Genomic DNA, 14413 nt, shown 5'->3' on the forward strand with positions numbered 1-14413 from the left:
TAAGTTGTCAAAAGTTTTAATGGGCGATACTGGATTCGAACCAGTGGCCACTACCGTGTCGAGGTAGTGCTCTACCACTGAGCTAATCGCCCAAATTGAAGAAATTTTTTATTCCCCTTATAAGAAAATAGCAGGTTGCGTTTCATTTTCTAAGTAATTTAACTTTCCATCGTTCTCTTTTGGTTATTTCTAAATTTAAAATTTCAATAAATCCTTTATTTTCAAGTTCTAGTTTGTCGCCAATTTTTAGATTAATTGTTGGTTTATTAACTTTGCTTCCATTTAATCTAAGCATTCCATTTTCTATCCTTTCAATGATTTTGGTTCGTGATACCCTAAAGCCCGCTGAAGCTATAGCATCTAATCTTGTTGAAGCTTCTACTGTATTGACAAGTTTTTTTGATCTTCCAGAAGGTATTTGTAATTCATCTATACCTACTACATTAATTTTTACTTTTACGTCTCTCAAATAAAAAATCTTTTCATCTAAATGCTCAATATCTAAATTATCAATTATTCCTTGTGCTCCCCTATCGCCAATAGTCCATATATCTCCAACTTTTAATTGATTAACCCCATTTTCAATTAAGAGGGATCTAAAATCATCTTGTGTAGCATTATCAAATAAAAAATTTCCATTAATTTTTATTCCTTGAGCTGGAAAATTACTTTTTAGCGCATCCTCCTCAGGAATATTATCCCCTCTAAAGCAAGCTATCCTAGATCTTTGAGAAGAGGAGAATCCTCCATAAATAAAAAATTTGAAATCATTTAAATTTTCAAAATCTTTTAAAATCTCTTCGCAAACATAAGTTGAATTAAACCCAGTCCAATAAGTTTCCCAGTGTTTGTATGCTAAGTTAGCAATATTTATTAACTCCTCAATTTCTTTTTTGTAGTTTGAATTTATTAAGATTTCTTTTAAGTCAATCATTTAGCCTTCTAAAAAAATTACATCTTTTGCTTCTGATTGTTTTATCAAAGCCCAAGGTAATTCAGTTCCAATTTGATTTTCAAGTAGAACAAGCCATTTACCCTCTTTATTAAAATTAATGATTGATCTTAACTCTTTATTTCTATTAATGTTGATACTTGCAGAAGAGACAATGCTTCCTAAATATCCTGAACCCATTCCTAAAAGTCCTCCAATGAGAGATTCCCCGATGTTATTTAAACCAAGAAAGCTGAAGGTAGATAAATTTGTCATATTAGAAAAAGCTATTCCAGCTATAAATCCAAACGGCATTAGCCATCTACTCATATCTTTTTGCCTGATCTTCCTATCAAGTTTAGGATTTAAGATTCTTATATCTTCAAAATTTTGAGATTTGAATAAGATATTTGCTTTCGCATTTAGCAATTCTGTTTCGTCTGATGATATTTTCTCACTTATTGGTGGGATCAAAATAGCTTCAGAGAGCATTACTGATTTTTCGTTGAAAACATCAAATAGCTGGATACATTTATTAATGTCTTCAAATATCACAATACTTTTAGTCAAATTTCAATCCTCAAATGTTTGTGTGTTATTCAAATTAATAAAATAAGATACATACACTATAGATTAAGTTAAAGTAAAAGATTAAAGAACCAATCTTAAATGACAAAAGTTCTCATTACAGATCCAATTGATCAAAAAGGAATCGATATTCTTTCACAAGTTGCTCAGGTTGATCAGAAGATAGGGATCTCAGACTCTGAGTTAGCTTCCATTATTAAAGAATATGATGCTTTAATGATTCGTTCTGGTACTCAAGTGACCGAAGAAATTATTAACTCTTCAAGTAAACTGAGAATCATTGGGAGAGCAGGAGTTGGAGTCGATAATGTAGATGTTAAGGCTGCTACGCAAAAAGGAGTCCTTGTTGTTAATTCTCCAGGGGGTAACACAATAGCAGCGGCTGAACATACTATAGCTATGATGTTGGCCTTATCTAGGCATATTCCAGTTGCTAATAGTAGTACTTTGTTAGGTAAATGGGAGAGAAAGAAATTCGTTGGGAATGAGCTTTATGAGAAAAAATTAGGTGTAGTAGGTTTAGGGAAAATTGGTGCTCATGTAGCAAAAGTTGCTAATGCATTAGGAATGGAAGTTTGCGGATATGATCCCTTTGTTTCAACTGAAAGAGCTCAACAAATCCAAGTTAAACTATCTGATCTAGAAGATTTATTCCAACAATCCGATTATGTAACTTTGCATTTACCTCGCACACCAGAGACAGAGAATTTAGTAAATATGGAGGTGCTTAAAAATATGAAAAGTAGCGCAAAATTAATTAATTGTGCTCGAGGAGGCTTGATTGATGAAGAGGCATTAGCACAAGCTTTAAATCAATCATTGATTGCGGGTGCTGCAATAGATGTCTTTTCTAAAGAACCTTTGGAATCTAATTCACCACTTTTGAAGGTTGAAAAGAATCTTATTCTTACCCCTCACTTAGGAGCATCTACTCGGGAAGCACAAGAAAATGTAGCTGTTGATGTTGCGGAACAAATAAGGGATGTCTTGCTTGGTTTATCTGCTAGAACTGCAGTAAATATTCCAGGTTTGAGCCCTGATATTATGGATAGTCTGAAACCTCATTTGCAGTTAGCTGAAACCATGGGTCTTCTTATAAGCCAGCTTTCAGGTGGGCAGATACAGAAACTAGAAGTAAAGCTTCAAGGTGAATTTGTTCAACATCCTTCTCAGCCATTAATAATAGCTAGTCTAAAAGGCCTTCTAAGTAAAGCTTTGGGAGATAGGATTAATTATGTGAATGCTTCGCTAGAAGCAGATTCAAGAGGTATTTCAGTAGTCGAAAATAAAGATGAGGCAAGACCTGAATTTGCTAGTGGTTCGCTTCAGTTAACCACTTATGGAGATAACGGCGACCATAGCGTAGCGGGAAGCATTTTTGCTGATGGGGAATTAAGAATTATTAGTATTGATCAATACCCAGTTAATGTATCACCAAGCAGATATATGTTGGTTACTAGGCACAGAGATATGCCAGGCATTATTGGCAAGCTGGGGTCTTTATTAGGTAGCAACAATGTAAATATTGCCTCAATGCAAGTTGGGCGCAAAATTGTTAGAGGGGAAGCTGTCATGGTTCTAAGTATTGATGATCCAATACCTAATAAGTTGCTTGATACCATTATTGAAGTAGATGGGATTACCAACGCTAATCCAGTTACTCTATGAAGTGGCTTTAACTAATTAATGGAAACTAAAGATTGGTATAAACTAACTTTTTTTATAGAAAGTGATTCTGAAGAAATTATTATTTGGAAATTAAATGAGCTGGGAATATTTAGTTTTTCATTTGAATATTTAATTAAAAATGAAAATAAAAGAAAAGTTAATATATGGCTTCCAATTGATGATTGGGATGAGAGTTCTAGAAGTGGTTTTGAAAAAATAATTAGCAAACTTTTAAACATTAATCCCCCTAAGAATAAATTTTTTGAATGGAGTATTATCAAAGAGGAGGATTGGTTAACAAGTTGGAAGAAATATTGGGCTCCTGAATTAGTAGGAAATCATTTTTTAATATTGCCTTGTTGGATAAATCTAAATAAAAAATTTAAAGATAAACAAATCATAAAAATTGATCCTGGAGCAGCTTTTGGTACAGGAAGTCATCCTTCAACTTATCTTTGCTTGGAAAAAATGGAGAATATTTTATTTTCTGATAAAAAGGTATTAGATATTGGGAGCGGTAGCGGGATTTTGAGCGTCGCCGCAAGATTACTTGGCGCTAAAGAGGTTTGTGCAGTGGATAATGATTATTTAGCTATAAATTCAACAAAATCTAATTTCCAACTAAATTTCGGTAATTTAAACAAATTAAATACATATTTGGGATCTTTTAATGAGGTAATTTTAAAAAATCAACTCGAACAATTTGATTTTGTTTTATGCAATATTCTTGCTGAAGTAATAAAAGGAATGATTCCAAATATCTATAAGTGCTTGAGAAACAATGGGGAAGTAATTTTCAGTGGAATTCTGAATTCACAAAAGGATGAAATTATAAAAATATTAATTCAGCATGACTTGAAATTATTGGATGTATCAACTAGAAAAGATTGGGCATGCATTTCTGCGCAAAAAGCCAGCAATCCAACCTAAGTATAAGTTTTTCTTATAGATACTCTTTCATACATTTTATTGTGTCATTTTTTACTTCAAAATCTCACATATCGACCTAATCGATGTTAAAAATGTATTTGATAGGTATTAATTACCAACAATTTTTTATTTAAATGGCTTCTTACAAAGTTACTCTCATCAGCGAAGGTGAAGGTCTCAATTCAACTATTGAAGTACCTGATGACCAATACATCCTCGATGCGGCTGAAGAACAAGGTATCGACCTTCCTTATTCCTGCAGAGCTGGTGCATGTTCAACATGTGCTGGAAAAGTTACTTCAGGTAGTGTTGATCAGTCTGATCAAAGTTTCTTGGATGACGACCAACTAGAAGCTGGTTTTGTTCTTACTTGTGTTGCTTATCCAACATCTGACGTAACAATTACAACTCATGCTGAGGAAGAATTGTACTAATTATAAAAATTTAACTTTTCTAAGTTGATTATTGATTATTTCTCTGCCACCCTCTATGAAGGTGGCTTTTTTTTGTGAATGGATAAATTTGAATTTTTCAAGACTGGCAGTGTCCAATCAAGTTATGGTGGTCAGTACAGTTATAAGGTAATTGGCCCATGTTGCAGACTTTATGATAGGGAAGAGTTACCTTGGCCCTGCTCAAGGCTTGCTTGGAGAAGTAAGGAGCCTAGTTGGAGAAGAATAGGGTCTAGGTTCGTTGCTGATATGGCTTCAAGAAAATGTCCATCTTACTCAGTTCAGATTTTGGAGCCTGGATCAAAACCTGTTGAGACAGTTATAACTCTTTTTTCAAAGAAATTTTCTTCTGATATACAAGAATGGTGGTATAGCAAAAAACCAGGCTCAAAAGAACCTGGTAATATCTTCCCTTCTGAAATTGGTTAGCTTTAAATATTATGCTTTTGGCTTTGGAGGCATGTAACCTTTTAAGCCAGTGCATTCAAGACTATCAATTGTATTAACTCCAGTTTGTGAGTTAGTTCCACTAGCTCTTTCACATAATGATTTTCTCTGAGAAAGATCAAGATTTGCATCAGTAAAGTCTGCCCCATCAATAATTGCTCCATCAAAAACACTTTTCATTAGCTCGCCATTAGTAAGATTTGCATCGGTAAAATCGGCATTATCAAAGCGTGTTGCATATGCAATAAGGTCCGTCATATTGGCTCCTTTAAAACTAGAGTTTTTTGCAGTCGTCACACTCATATATGCACCTTGAAGATTAGCTTCTCCTAAATCTTGATTAGATAAATCATATTTAACATATTCAGTATTATGAAGGTCAGCACCGTGAAGATCATCTTTTAGAACGTCAACTGATGAAGGATCACTAGGATAAAGTGCATTTGCAGATATTGGATTAATAAGTAAACCAATAATTAATGGAAGAAAAATAAATAGTCTTTTACAAGACTTATGTAGTGATGAAAAAATAGATACCATTTCGATCGACATCAAATAGAAAAACCTATGACTATTATTTCATGGGTTGGTCATTTACAACGCTCCTGCTAACGAACTGTTGCAGTTTATTTTATTTCTGCCGTTAAAAAATCTTTTGCAAGCAGAGTATTTGGAAAAACTTTTTGAGCCTCTTTAAGCAAATCGCTTGGAGTAATTGCGTTTTTATTGGTATATCTTGGACTTAAATGAGTAATAATTAATTTTTTTGTGTTAGATAATAATGCTGTTTTGGCAGCCATGATTGTTGTGGAATGTAATTTTTCGTATGCCATGCTTTCATCCTCCTCTGAAAAAGTCGATTCATGTACGAGTAAATCGGCATTTTTTGATAGTGAAACAGCTGATTCACTAAAGACTGTATCTGTGCAATAAACAAAACTTTCACCCTCTCTAGGGGGTCCACAGAATTCTTTCCCATCAAATGTCCTACCATCTGCTAATACTACTTTTTTACCTTGTTGGAGTTCTGAATAAATTGGTCCCGGTGCTATTTTCAGAGACTCTGCTTTTTTGATATCAAATATACCTGGTTTATCTTTTTCACTAACTCGATAACCATAAGCAGGTATTTTATGTTTAAGACAAGCGCAGTTTACTTTTATTTTGCTGTTTTCAAATAGGATTTTATTTCCTGATGCAAAATTTTCAACTTCCACAAAATGTAATGGGAACGATAATTTGCAAAAACTACTTTTAAGTGCAGAATTTATAAAACTTCTCAACTCTGAAGGACCGTAAATTTCAATACCCTTACTATTTCCAGATAAACCTAAGGTAGCCAAAAGTCCAGGTAAACCATAAATATGATCTCCATGCATATGTGTAATAAATATTTTCTTGATTTGTGAAGATTTAATATTGCTTTTCATTATTTGATGTTGCGTTCCCTCTCCACAATCAAAAAGCCAAACTTCTGATGATTGTGATAATTTAAGTGCTAAGGAAGAAACATTTCTTGTTAAGGATGGGACTCCTGAGCTTGTTCCTAGGAAGGTGATATTCACTTATTTATGATATTTTTATTTTTATATCTGGATTAAATCTAGACTTTTAGTCAAACTTAGGCAAATTAAGCATTTGTTTTTTAAACAAAGTGATACTTAAATTTAAAAATTATTATAGTAAATTTTGCTTGATTACTATTTTATTTATTTGTGTTTTTCATAATAAAAGTGTTTTTGCATCTAGAGAGCCAAGAATTAGAGTCTTGATATCAAAAAATAACAATTTAAGGATTAGATCAGATAGATCAATTCCTTTAATAATAGAGGGGGAATTTTTTTCAAGTAAAAAAATAAAAGGCTTAACTGTGAAAAATGAGAAAAATAGAAAAATTTTATATTTTGATAAAAATAAACAAAAGAAATATGACTTAAAAAGTAATCAACAATTACAAATTAGATCCTTTGATGGAAGAGGTATATGGGTAGGTCAGAAAAGATTTTCTGGTAAGCTTAATCTCTTCGTACTTGATTCTGAAATATTGGTAGTTAATGTTTTAGGAATAGAGAAATACTTAAGTAGTGTAGTGGGCTCTGAGATGCCAACAAAATGGCCTATTGAAGCATTAAAAGCACAAGCAATTGCCTCAAGAACTTATGCTTTAAAGCAAAAGGGAAATAATTTATTTGATATAGATTCAACCCAGAAAAATCAAGTCTATAACGGGTTGGAGTCAAGAACTTATAAAACTATAAGAGCCGTTAAAAGTACCAGATCTTTGGTTTTGACGTATAAAGATAAATTAATTAATGCATTGTTTCATAGTAGCTCAGGTGGAATGACCGAAAATAGTCAAGATGTATGGAAGAATAAATATCCATATTTATCAAGTGTGAAAGATTTTGATAAAAATAATCCAAAATTTAGATGGCAAAAAACAATTTCAAGTAATGAATTAATAGATTTGTTTCCCAAGATTGGAGGTTTAAAAAAAATAGATATTCTCGAAATTACTAGTACCGGCAGGGTAAAAAATGTAAAACTTATTGGGGCTTATGGTTCTGATCAAATAACTGGTGTAGCTTTAAGAAAAAGATTAGGCCTCAAAAGTAATTTTGTGAGATTTAAATTTTTTGAGGAAAAATTAAACAATAAATTTCCCATAAAAAAAGGTTTGATAGTTTTTGGTCAGGGATCAGGTCATGGAGTAGGAATGAGTCAATGGGGCGCTAAATATCTGGCGTCCAGAGGTCAAAAAGCTGAGAGAATATTAAAGCATTTTTATAGGGGTGTGCAGATTAAATCATTTAGAAAAGATTACCTATAGAAATTATTTAGCATTCAGGACTAATTTTGGATTTATAATAGATTGATTTTTATTTAAGAAGCCTATCCCAAGAAGAGTTTCTTTTTTATCTATTACTTTTATGGGTTTTTTGTAGTCAAAAGATTGGCTTTCCTGAAAGCAATTAATATCAACTTTAATGGCTCTTCCCGTTTGCCAAAAATTGATTTCTTCTTCATTATTTAAGACAAAGGTCGAAATGTGGTTAAGAGCAGAAATTATTGGAATAATAAAATTTTTCGAGCTTTCCCTTCCCTTTTCTTTTTTCATCTCAGATATTTTTATCGAGTTTTGTTCATCAAAGCCACAAGCTGAAATTCTTTTTAGTTGTAGAAGGCAACCCTCGGAATTAAGAATTTCTCCTAAATCTCTTGCAATTGCTCTTATGTATGTGCCAGCTGAACATTTGATTTTTACTTCTATGATTCCGTTTATTTGGTCCCATTTCATTAAAGTAAGTTCGTCTATTTTTACTTCTCTTGGTGCCAATTCAAAAACTTCATTCCTGAAAGATTTCTTATAAGCTCTCTCACCATTAACGTGCACACTAGATACTTTCGGCGGAATTTGTTTAATAATTCCTCTAAATTTATTTAAGTATTGATCTAATTTGTCATAACTGATTTTTGGCCAACTTTTTTGATTAATTATTTTTCCGTGAATATCATCAGTGTTAGTTCTTATCCCTAATTTAATTTGTCCTATGTAAGTTTTACCCTGAGGTAGATATTGAATAAATCTTGTTGCACTGCCTATCGCAATTGGTAATATTCCTATAACTTCTGGGTCAAGAGTTCCTGTGTGACCGACCTTTTTCGTATTAAGTAACTTCCTTATTTGTTTAACACAATCATGTGAGGTACATCCTTTATCTTTATTAATTACTAAGAATCCATCTTTAGTTTCCATTTTTAATATTAAGAATACTTTGAGAAAGATTTATAACCATCCTATGATTTTGTTATCGGAAATTTAGAGTAAGAAATTGAAGAACAATAATATTATTGTAAAAGAGTTTTTAGACAATGCTTTTAATTTGAAATCACATTTAATGGAATACTTATCTATTAGAGAATGTGATTTAGATGGATTCCTTGCAAATGCAAAGATGAATTTGGCAAATTCACATCCTGGAGATGCTTTGAATAATGTTTCGGATTTTTATACTCAAATAGTTGGAGATCGGCATGTAGCTGATTTAGCTGCTTGGCATATCACAAGCAAGGACTACATCGCTGATACTTTAAAACTTCAGCAGAGATTTTCTAGAGATTTTGTTTTAGATTTTGGAGGAGGTATTGGAACGCATGCCTTAGCAAACGCTATGTCTTCAAAAGTTGAACATGTTTTTTTTGTAGATATTAATGAGACAAATAGAAGCTTTGTTGAATACAGGGCCAAGAAATTAGGAGTCGAAAATAAACTTACTTTTTGTAAGACAATTCAAGATACACAAATATCTAAATTTGATACGATAATTTGCCTTGATGTTTTGGAACATCTTGCTGATCCAGCTTCTCAAATAAATCATTTCAGTGAGATTATGGATAGTAATTCTATTGCTTTATTTAATTGGTATTTTTTCAAAGGAGAAAAAAATGAATATCCGTTTCATATCGACGACATTCAAATTGTTGAAAATTTTTTTGAGACTCTTCAATCAAATTTTTTAGAAGTATTTCATCCTATTCTTATAACTACAAGAGCTTATAAGAAAATTAGATAACTATATTAACTCTTTTTCTATTTCTTAAATTTCTTTTAATGCTTTCGAAACTTACAGTTCCTTCTTTGAGCGCAAAAAGGGTGTCATCTTTGCCCTTCCCAACATTATTCCCGGGAAGGAAAGAAGTACCTCTTTGACGAATTAAAATTGATCCAGCAGTTACTTTTTCTCCTCCATAAGCTTTAACACCCAATCTTTTGGAATTTGAATCTCTTCCGTTTCTAGTAGAACCTGTTCCTTTTTTATGTGCCATTAGAAGTGTTTAATTTGTAGATTTTTCTGATTTTGGTTTAGTCTCTTTTTTAACAGTTTCCTTTTTTACAGAAGACTTGGGAGCGCTTTTACCAATTGAAATAGATTTTACCATAACTCTTGTAAGTTCTTGTCTGTGTCCCATCTTTCTTCTTGTCTTTTTTTTGGGACGCATCTTGTATACAAGAATTTTTTTATCTCTTTTATGAGAGACTACTTCTAATTCAATTTTTGCATCTTTAACGTAAGGTTTACCAATAGTTATAGATTCTTTGTCCTTTAAAACTAAGACTTTTTCAAGTGTTATCTTATCTTTCTCTTTTGCATTCAACCTGTCTATGTCATAGTATCTATCAACTTCGAACCAAAATTGTTGACCTGAAGTTTCTGCTATTGCATACAATTCATTACTTTCAGAAGAATTGTTTGAGGAGTTTTTAGAATTTGTCATATTTTAAAGACGCTACTAGGCTCAAATTAATAATTTGATTAAGCCCAATGAGCAATCATAATAGTTTGTTTATTTTCTTATTTTGTAGTGTAATAAGTCAAGGGTTGTTTTAAATCTTTTATATCAATTCAGGAACTATAACAATGGCAGCAAGGAAAACATATATTTTAAAACTCTATGTTGCTGGAAATACTCCTAATTCGATGAGAGCTTTAAATACCTTAAGAGAAATTTTAGATAATGAATTTAAAGGCGTTTATGCTTTGAAGGTTATCGATGTACTTAAGCAACCACAACTTGCAGAAGAAGATAAAATTTTAGCTACTCCAACATTAGCTAAAATTTTACCGCCACCAGTTAGAAAAATAATAGGTGATCTTTCAGATAGAGAGAAAGTTTTAATTGGTTTAGATCTACTTTTTGATGAATTAACTGAAACTGAATATAGTGGAGATAAATAATATTTATAAAACTTTTAAAATTTGAATTAAATTCAAAATTTATTTTTGTTTAACTAGCACAAACTTATGAATGAAAAGAAATTTGGTAAATCAAATAAAATGCAAGTCCAAAAATTACCAACAGGGATAGAAGGTTTTGATGATGTTTGTAGGGGTGGTTTGCCTGTATCTCGAAGTACACTCGTTAGTGGTACTTCAGGAACTGGTAAAACTGTTTTTTCTCTGCAATACTTACACCATGGAATTTGTAATTTTGATGAGCCTGGAATCTTTGTAACATTTGAGGAATCACCCTTGGATATTATTAGAAATGCCGCAAGTTTTGGTTGGGATTTACAAGAATTAATTGATCAAAATAAACTTTTTATTTTGGATGCATCTCCTGATCCAGATGGTCAGGATGTTGCTGGTAACTTTGACTTGTCTGGTCTTATTGAGAGAATTAGTTATGCAATTAGAAAATATAAAGCTAAAAGAGTTGCAATAGATTCAATAACTGCTGTCTTTCAACAGTATGATGCTATTTACGTTGTTAGAAGGGAAATATTTAGATTGATAGCAAGATTAAAAGAAATAGGTGTGACAACAGTCATGACTACAGAAAGAGTTGATGATTACGGACCAATTGCTAGATATGGTGTAGAAGAATTCGTATCTGATAATGTAGTCTTATTAAGAAATGTTCTTGAGTCAGAGAAGAGAAGAAGAACTTTAGAAGTTCTTAAGTTAAGAGGTACTGTACATATGAAAGGTGAATATCCATTCACTATGGGAATGGATGGAATAAGTGTATTTGCCCTAGGAGCAATGAGATTAACGCAGAGATCTTCAAATATTAGGATTAGCTCTGGAGTTAAAGATCTTGATGATATGTGTGGTGGAGGATATTTTCAAGATTCCATTATTCTCGCCACTGGAGCAACTGGTACGGGTAAAACAATGCTTGTGTCAAAATTTGTTGAAGATGCTTATAACAATAATGAAAGAGCAATACTTTTTGCTTATGAAGAATCTAGGGCTCAATTGCTTAGGAATGCGACTAGCTGGGGAATAGATTTTGAAAGAATGGAAAGTGATGGATTACTAAAAATTATTTGTGCATATCCTGAATCAACTGGTTTAGAGGATCATTTACAAATTATAAAAACGCAAATTAATCAATTTAAACCAAAAAGAATGGCAATTGACTCCCTCTCTGCATTAGCCAGAGGTGTAAGTTTGAACGCATTTAGACAGTTTGTAATTGCTGTCACTGGTTATACAAAGCAAGAGGAAATAGCAGGCTTTTTTACTAATACTGCAGAAGAATTTATGGGAAGTCATTCTATAACTGATTCTCATATCTCAACAATTACAGACACAATATTGTTGCTTCAATATGTAGAAATAAAAGGTGAGATGGCACGAGCTTTAAATGTTTTTAAAATGCGGGGATCATGGCATGATAAACGAATAAGAGAATTTATTATTACAAATAGTGGCCCAGAAATAAGGGATTCTTTTTCTAATTTTGAACAGATATTTAGTGGTGCTCCTCACAGAGTTGTGCCTGATCAAAATGTGCAAAATGTTTTTAGAGGAATAGATAATAATTAGATAATTTCTTAAATTTCTGAACCTGAAAAAGAATCTGAATTATTAATAGCTTTTGTCAATAATTCATCTTTATCAGATTGTGCCAAGGCTAAATCAAACCAAAAGGTTGTTCCTACTCCTAATTCACTAGCCATACGAATCTCCCCACCATGTTTTTCAATTATTCCCCGCACTATAGATAAACCTAAACCGGTACCTTGCTCAGTATGAACAGAATTTTCTACTCTATAAAAACGATCAAATATCTTTTCTTGATCTGTCTGAGATATTCCTGAGCCAGTATCAGCAATCTCAATTCTTACTTTTGGAAGTGGTGAAACTAATTCACATTGAGGGGCTGCTTCATTTTTAATAATTGGAGGGAAAGCAGGACAGGAATCTGGCCAAGTATAAGCTCTTATAGTTATGGCACTGTTTTTTGGACTAAATTTCAATCCATTTCCTAGTAAATTATCAAAAACCTGCAAAAGTAAATCAAAATTTCCAAGAATTGGAGGAATAGTTTCCTCTATTTCATGAGATAGTGAAACATTTTTTTCAGAAGCATTAAGTCTATAATTTCTAAGAGTCTGTTCTATTGCTGGTTTTATGTCCATTTGCTCTAGCTGGACAATTTTCCCAGATTCCAATCTAGATAAATCTAAGACATCATTTACAAGTCTTGTTAACCTATCAGTCTCTGAATTTGCAATCCCCAAAAATTCTATTTGTTCTTCATCAGTAAGCTGATCTTTTAAATCATGTAAGGTCTCTACATAACTTTTGATATTAAAAAGTGGTGTCCTTAATTCATGCGATACATTGCTTATGAATCTATTTTGTGCCGCGTTAAGTTCAACTTCTCTAGTTAAATCTTGGATTGTTACAGCAATTCCTTTTAGTTCAACTTTATTTGTATCTAAGACTGATTGCAAGACAATTCTTAAAGTTCTTGCTGGTTCTCCTAAGCTGAATCTTAAATCGTCCTTCTCCTTTTCCCTGTTTAAGATAGATTCTATATTTGTATGTAAGTCATTGGATAAAATCTCGGGGATTTCATTTAAAAAAAGTTTACCTTCTAGAAATCTTCCTTCCCAACGAAATAATCTCTTTGCTGTTGGATTAGTAAGTACAATCTTGCCCTTTGAGTCCAATAATATTGCACCATCAGCCATAGTAGCTATTAATGATTGTTGCTTGATTTGTGCCGCTTTTAGTTCTTCTATATTAGCTTCATCATAATTTTCTAACTGTGTTGCCATGCGGTTAAATCCATTTAAGAGTTCTCCTAAATCACCTGTCATGGGTAAAGAAATTCTGGATTTGAAATTTCCTTTTGAAATTTCTCTAACACCTCTGACCAACTCTCTGACTGGTCTTGTGATAGTAAGGGCATTAAATACAGCTCCAAGTATCACTAAAACCCAAATAGAGATAAAAACTGCAATGGTGAGTTCTCTAGTTAAGGCAGCACTTGCTAATGCTTTTTTATTAGGGGTGACTCCCAAAGCTAAAGTTCCAAGATATTTGCCTTTCCACAACATTGGGACAAATACATCTGTTACTTGACCTTGAGGTGTAGCATGCTGCCTAACCAAAGGAAATTGTGGTCTCTTCTTCAATTCTGAAGGTAATTTTAATTTTCGAGTGAGCTGAAACTGACTGTCTGAGCTTGTTGGTGTTGCACTGATTGGTATCCCAAGTTGAACAATATCTTCAGCATCAGTAAAGAAAATATAACGCAGGTTTCGACTTGATCTCCAAAACTTTTCAGCTACATTTGAAATTTCTTTTTTTTGATTATTAGCGACTAATTCTGTAACATTCCCAGACAACAATAAGCCAAGGTCTCTAGCATATCTAGTATCATTCATACCGGCATCTCTTTGAATACTATTTAAGGCAAAAAAAGTTATTCCTGTCATTAGGAGGCTCACGACAAGAGTTGCTATAGCTAACAACTTTGTTCTTAAACTGAACCCACTCCACCAAGAGAGAAGTCCATTAATCCAATAGTTATTATTAATATCTTTATTATCAGTGATGTTATATTTTCTATTTTCTAGATTATTGGTATCTACCAT

The 14413-nt window shown here is 32.6% G+C and carries 16 protein-coding genes and 1 tRNA gene; 8 read left to right on the top strand and 9 right to left on the bottom strand.

The window, feature by feature from the left end:
• Nucleotides 1-20 precede the first annotated feature (20 nt).
• The 3 genes from EU98_RS01420 to EU98_RS01410 form a co-directional block, all read right to left on the bottom strand.
• Nucleotides 21-92: transfer RNA gene (locus tag EU98_RS01420), tRNA-Val, on the bottom strand.
• 50 nt (nucleotides 93-142) lie between these two features.
• The gene (locus EU98_RS01415; RefSeq protein ID WP_032516337.1) at nucleotides 143-934 is read right to left on the bottom strand and encodes a photosystem II S4 domain protein; all 792 of its coding nucleotides are present in this window, start codon (nucleotides 932-934) and stop codon (nucleotides 143-145) included.
• Nucleotides 935-1501, bottom strand: a complete 567-nt coding sequence (locus EU98_RS01410; RefSeq protein ID WP_032516338.1) for a hypothetical protein — start codon at nucleotides 1499-1501, stop codon at nucleotides 935-937.
• Nucleotides 1502-1600: 99 nt separating this feature from the next.
• Between EU98_RS01410 and serA the strand changes: the two genes are divergently transcribed.
• The 4 genes from serA to EU98_RS01390 all read left to right on the top strand — a co-directional run bounded on the left by serA (nucleotide 1601) and on the right by EU98_RS01390 (nucleotide 4998).
• Entirely contained in the window at nucleotides 1601-3187 is a 1587-nt protein-coding gene (gene serA / locus EU98_RS01405) for a phosphoglycerate dehydrogenase (protein WP_032516339.1), read from the top strand.
• Nucleotides 3188-3205: 18 nt separating this feature from the next.
• A complete protein-coding gene (gene prmA, locus EU98_RS01400; protein ID WP_032516340.1) occupies nucleotides 3206-4117 on the top strand; it encodes a 50S ribosomal protein L11 methyltransferase in 912 nt (303 codons plus the stop codon).
• 134 nt (nucleotides 4118-4251) lie between these two features.
• Complete coding sequence (locus EU98_RS01395; RefSeq protein WP_011376994.1) at nucleotides 4252-4551, top strand: ferredoxin; 300 nt, start codon at nucleotides 4252-4254, stop codon at nucleotides 4549-4551.
• Between the two features lie 78 nt (nucleotides 4552-4629).
• Nucleotides 4630-4998 carry a hypothetical protein gene (locus EU98_RS01390; RefSeq protein WP_011863464.1) on the top strand — a complete coding sequence of 123 codons (369 nt, stop codon included), beginning with the start codon at nucleotides 4630-4632 and terminating at the stop codon, nucleotides 4996-4998.
• Nucleotides 4999-5007: 9 nt separating this feature from the next.
• Here EU98_RS01390 and EU98_RS01385 read toward each other — a convergent pair whose 3' ends face one another.
• Nucleotides 5008-5568 carry a pentapeptide repeat-containing protein gene (locus tag EU98_RS01385; protein ID WP_011863463.1) on the bottom strand — a complete coding sequence of 187 codons (561 nt, stop codon included), beginning with the start codon at nucleotides 5566-5568 and terminating at the stop codon, nucleotides 5008-5010.
• A gap of 74 nt (nucleotides 5569-5642) precedes the next feature.
• Nucleotides 5643-6581 (bottom strand): ribonuclease Z, encoded by a 939-nt coding sequence (gene rnz, locus EU98_RS01380; RefSeq protein ID WP_032516341.1) that lies wholly within the window; start codon nucleotides 6579-6581, stop codon nucleotides 5643-5645.
• Nucleotides 6582-6670: 89 nt separating this feature from the next.
• Between rnz and EU98_RS01375 the strand changes: the two genes are divergently transcribed.
• Complete coding sequence (locus EU98_RS01375) at nucleotides 6671-7846, top strand: SpoIID/LytB domain-containing protein (protein ID WP_052045513.1); 1176 nt, start codon at nucleotides 6671-6673, stop codon at nucleotides 7844-7846.
• A 3-nt stretch (nucleotides 7847-7849) separates the two neighbouring features.
• Here the strand turns inward: EU98_RS01375 and truB are convergent, their stop codons facing one another.
• The gene (truB, locus tag EU98_RS01370) at nucleotides 7850-8773 is read right to left on the bottom strand and encodes a tRNA pseudouridine(55) synthase TruB (protein WP_032516343.1); all 924 of its coding nucleotides are present in this window, start codon (nucleotides 8771-8773) and stop codon (nucleotides 7850-7852) included.
• Nucleotides 8774-8915: 142 nt separating this feature from the next.
• Here truB and EU98_RS01365 point away from each other — a divergent pair, with 142 nt between their 5' ends.
• Nucleotides 8916-9590, top strand: a complete 675-nt coding sequence (locus EU98_RS01365; protein WP_080725828.1) for a class I SAM-dependent methyltransferase — start codon at nucleotides 8916-8918, stop codon at nucleotides 9588-9590.
• Here EU98_RS01365 and rpmA read toward each other — a convergent pair.
• Nucleotides 9583-9843: a 50S ribosomal protein L27 gene (rpmA, locus tag EU98_RS01360; RefSeq protein ID WP_025937540.1), complete on the bottom strand. Its 261-nt coding sequence runs from the start codon at nucleotides 9841-9843 to the stop codon at nucleotides 9583-9585. The genes EU98_RS01365 and rpmA overlap by 8 nt on opposite strands.
• A gap of 9 nt (nucleotides 9844-9852) precedes the next feature.
• Entirely contained in the window at nucleotides 9853-10293 is a 441-nt protein-coding gene (gene rplU, locus EU98_RS01355; protein WP_032516345.1) for a 50S ribosomal protein L21, read from the bottom strand.
• A gap of 143 nt (nucleotides 10294-10436) precedes the next feature.
• Between rplU and kaiB the strand changes: the two genes are divergently transcribed.
• Together kaiB and kaiC are read left to right on the top strand one after the other, a co-directional pair.
• Complete coding sequence (gene kaiB, locus EU98_RS01350) at nucleotides 10437-10754, top strand: circadian clock protein KaiB (RefSeq protein ID WP_025913788.1); 318 nt, start codon at nucleotides 10437-10439, stop codon at nucleotides 10752-10754.
• Nucleotides 10755-10820: 66 nt separating this feature from the next.
• Nucleotides 10821-12350: a circadian clock protein KaiC gene (gene kaiC, locus EU98_RS01345; RefSeq protein WP_032516346.1), complete on the top strand. Its 1530-nt coding sequence runs from the start codon at nucleotides 10821-10823 to the stop codon at nucleotides 12348-12350.
• An 8-nt stretch (nucleotides 12351-12358) separates the two neighbouring features.
• On the opposite strand, the gene EU98_RS0109190 is transcribed toward kaiC, so the two are convergent.
• Nucleotides 12359-14413: a HAMP domain-containing sensor histidine kinase gene (locus EU98_RS0109190; protein ID WP_032516347.1), complete on the bottom strand. Its 2055-nt coding sequence runs from the start codon at nucleotides 14411-14413 to the stop codon at nucleotides 12359-12361.

This window comes from Prochlorococcus marinus str. MIT 9314 (assembly GCF_000760035.1).
Taxonomy (GTDB): domain Bacteria; phylum Cyanobacteriota; class Cyanobacteriia; order PCC-6307; family Cyanobiaceae; genus Prochlorococcus_A; species Prochlorococcus_A marinus_B.

Bases quoted from the DNA above. Each gene is read 5' to 3' on its own strand.
- rplU (WP_032516345.1), bottom strand. From the start codon at position 10,293: ATGACAAATTCTAAAAACTCCTCAAACAATTCTTCTGAAAGTAATGAA.
- EU98_RS0109190 (WP_032516347.1), bottom strand. From the start codon at position 14,413: ATGGTAGATACCAATAATCTAGAAAATAGAAAATATAACATCACTGAT.
- EU98_RS01385 (WP_011863463.1), bottom strand. From the start codon at position 5,568: ATGTCGATCGAAATGGTATCTATTTTTTCATCACTACATAAGTCTTGT.
- EU98_RS01390 (WP_011863464.1), top strand. From the start codon at position 4,630: ATGGATAAATTTGAATTTTTCAAGACTGGCAGTGTCCAATCAAGTTAT.
- truB (WP_032516343.1), bottom strand. From the start codon at position 8,773: ATGGAAACTAAAGATGGATTCTTAGTAATTAATAAAGATAAAGGATGT.
- EU98_RS01395 (WP_011376994.1), top strand. From the start codon at position 4,252: ATGGCTTCTTACAAAGTTACTCTCATCAGCGAAGGTGAAGGTCTCAAT.
- EU98_RS01365 (WP_080725828.1), top strand. From the start codon at position 8,916: ATGGAATACTTATCTATTAGAGAATGTGATTTAGATGGATTCCTTGCA.
- kaiC (WP_032516346.1), top strand. From the start codon at position 10,821: ATGAATGAAAAGAAATTTGGTAAATCAAATAAAATGCAAGTCCAAAAA.
- rpmA (WP_025937540.1), bottom strand. From the start codon at position 9,843: ATGGCACATAAAAAAGGAACAGGTTCTACTAGAAACGGAAGAGATTCA.
- prmA (WP_032516340.1), top strand. From the start codon at position 3,206: ATGGAAACTAAAGATTGGTATAAACTAACTTTTTTTATAGAAAGTGAT.
- kaiB (WP_025913788.1), top strand. From the start codon at position 10,437: ATGGCAGCAAGGAAAACATATATTTTAAAACTCTATGTTGCTGGAAAT.
- EU98_RS01415 (WP_032516337.1), bottom strand. From the start codon at position 934: ATGATTGACTTAAAAGAAATCTTAATAAATTCAAACTACAAAAAAGAA.
- serA (WP_032516339.1), top strand. From the start codon at position 1,601: ATGACAAAAGTTCTCATTACAGATCCAATTGATCAAAAAGGAATCGAT.